The organism is Myxacorys chilensis (assembly GCF_059505265.1).
Map to the genome: position 1 here is coordinate 1 of NZ_JCACKG010000027.1, position 2,095 is coordinate 2,095.

Sequence of the window (2,095 nt, forward strand, 5' to 3'; positions counted from 1 at the left end):
CACCGACGTGGTTCCGACGATCCGTCTCTTCATCGATGCGGATGGAGACCTCGCGACTACGAACGACCGGGGCGAACTCGTGTTCGAGTACTCCTATCAGGGTCTTGGCCCAACAACCCAGGACTCCCTACAAACGGTGGACATCTTGAGTGACGATTGGAACGCCTGGCAGCGTTCTGGTGGTCAGAACCGGGACACCTTCCCGAACATTCGTCCGCTTAGCGATTGGGCTGACGCCAATGGGTTCACGCCGGCTGGTGCTGGCGCTCTGAACTTCAACGAGAATAGCGTCGTATTTGGTTTCTCAGTGGCGATGGGTTCAGGCAACGGGACCGGCCAAGTTTACATCGATGATCTCGAAGTGAACGGCGTTTCCTACAACTTCTACGAGTAAGCTCTATTCCCTAAGTAGAGCTATGGCCCCGCTGTTTGAGACGGCGGGGCCATTTTCATAAAATCCGCTCTGCTACCGTCGATCTGGCACCTGCGGCATGACGATTGCGAAACCTACTCGCTCGATCGATAGCTCCACCTCACGAGCGCCAACTGCTTGGAACATGGCATCTGACGTGTTCGTAGTCGCGTAGTACCGAGCATCTGCGTATGCAGGCGGGATAGCAGCGCCAGCGTGTGTGGGGATGACCACCAGTTGGTTCGACCCGCCCTCGACCTGCGCCACAAACACATTCACCTGCATCTGCCATACCTCCCCGCCGCATCAGTGCACGGGGCAGGGCGGCGCACAAGTTCTAAACCTTCTCCACCTTCTCGATAGCAAAGAACTCCGGGTTCACCGTCACCAGTTGACCATCCACCCGGAACGTTACTCTCGATCCATCCTCTGACACTCGCGTCACCACGACCTTGATGGTGAGGGTGTCGCCTTCCTCTATGGCCTTCTTGGGCATGTAGACCTTCCTGTTTAGTCCGCAAAGGCTGGTGTTTGAGCGGGCGTTCCTCACATCGGAGCATCATCATGACGCGTAAAGTCAACGCGGCTACCCTTGCGCACATCAAAGCGTCAGAGGGGCTGCGGCTACAGGCATATCCAGATCCCGGTTCCAGCAATGGCGATCCGTGGACGATCGGCTACGGCTCGACCAAGGGCGTCCGCAGAGGCATGACGATCACTGCAGCGGAAGCCGAAGCGCGTCTGGTGACTGACCTCACCCAGGCCGAGAATACAGTCGAGCGTCTGGTGAAGGTGCCGCTCAACGACAATCAGTTCGGCGCGCTCGTGAGCTTCGTCTTCAACATAGGGGCAGGGGCGTTTGAGAAGTCCACGCTCTTGCGGAAGCTCAACGCTGGCGACTACGGCGCTGTGCCCGCGCAGCTCGGTCGGTGGATCAACAATGACGGCAAGCCCATGGAAAGGCTCAAGAAGCGCCGCGCCGCCGAAGCCAAGCTCTGGCTGTCGCCCTCGTTCACCGGGCCAATGCCTCCCCCACCCGACATTGACCACCACCCCGCCATCACCACCAGCACCGTAGGCGAGGGCGAGAAGCCCCATGGCACTCCGTGGTAGCTGTGGGTGGCCGGCTTCGTCCTGCTCCTGTCGCTTGGCGCATGGGCAATCCTCAACCTGAAGGTGTTCTAGCCATGGCTGAAACCGTCCTTGGCCTCCTCGCCATTCTCGCGGGGCTTGCCAGCATCATCATCGCTTTCGTCGTCATGTTCGGCACGGCCATGGGGCAAGTCACTGCGCACGATCAAGGGCAGGGCAGTGGCATCGTCGTTCTCATCTTTTTCGCCCTCGCCGTCGCGATGTTTGTCGCAGCCGGCTTCCTCCTCACCTGAAAGGCATCATCATGGCCCGCACTCTCGCAGACCGCATTCAAGAACGCATCTTCGGCAAGGTTGTCGAGGTTATCACCCGACCAGATATTCCGGTCCAAAATACCTACGCCGATCGTGTGGCGCGGGAAGTCCGCAAGGAAGTCGCACCTGTTGTGGTCAATGCCACGAACAGCGAACCGCTCTGGCAGTCGCGGGTGGGTATCGGTTCGGTGGGTTCGGTGCCGGCAGCTCTCGCTGACCTCGCAGCTATGTACGCCAGCGGTGATTGGGATCAGCGGCGGGTCATCACTGATCTGTG

5 protein-coding genes are annotated in these 2,095 nt (G+C 59.4%); 4 read left to right on the top strand and 1 reads right to left on the bottom strand.

Annotated features, from left to right (window positions below; translation table 11 throughout):
* The coding region (locus tag AC5JLB_RS01535; protein WP_495872096.1) for a hypothetical protein at positions 1 to 394 on the top strand (394 nt) is incomplete at its 5' end.
* 355 nt (positions 395 to 749) lie between these two features.
* Here AC5JLB_RS01535 and AC5JLB_RS01540 read toward each other — a convergent pair.
* Positions 750 to 908, bottom strand: a complete 159-nt coding sequence (locus tag AC5JLB_RS01540; protein ID WP_495872097.1) for a hypothetical protein — start codon at positions 906 to 908, stop codon at positions 750 to 752.
* Positions 909 to 976: 68 nt separating this feature from the next.
* Between AC5JLB_RS01540 and AC5JLB_RS01545 the strand changes: the two genes are divergently transcribed.
* The 3 genes from AC5JLB_RS01545 to AC5JLB_RS01555 form a co-directional block, all read left to right on the top strand.
* The gene (locus AC5JLB_RS01545; RefSeq protein WP_495872098.1) at positions 977 to 1,525 is read left to right on the top strand and encodes a lysozyme; all 549 of its coding nucleotides are present in this window, start codon (positions 977 to 979) and stop codon (positions 1,523 to 1,525) included.
* 74 nt (positions 1,526 to 1,599) lie between these two features.
* Entirely contained in the window at positions 1,600 to 1,797 is a 198-nt protein-coding gene (locus AC5JLB_RS01550) for a hypothetical protein (protein ID WP_495872099.1), read from the top strand.
* An 11-nt stretch (positions 1,798 to 1,808) separates the two neighbouring features.
* A partial coding sequence (locus tag AC5JLB_RS01555; RefSeq protein ID WP_495872100.1) for a hypothetical protein occupies positions 1,809 to 2,095 on the top strand: 287 nt, incomplete at its 3' end.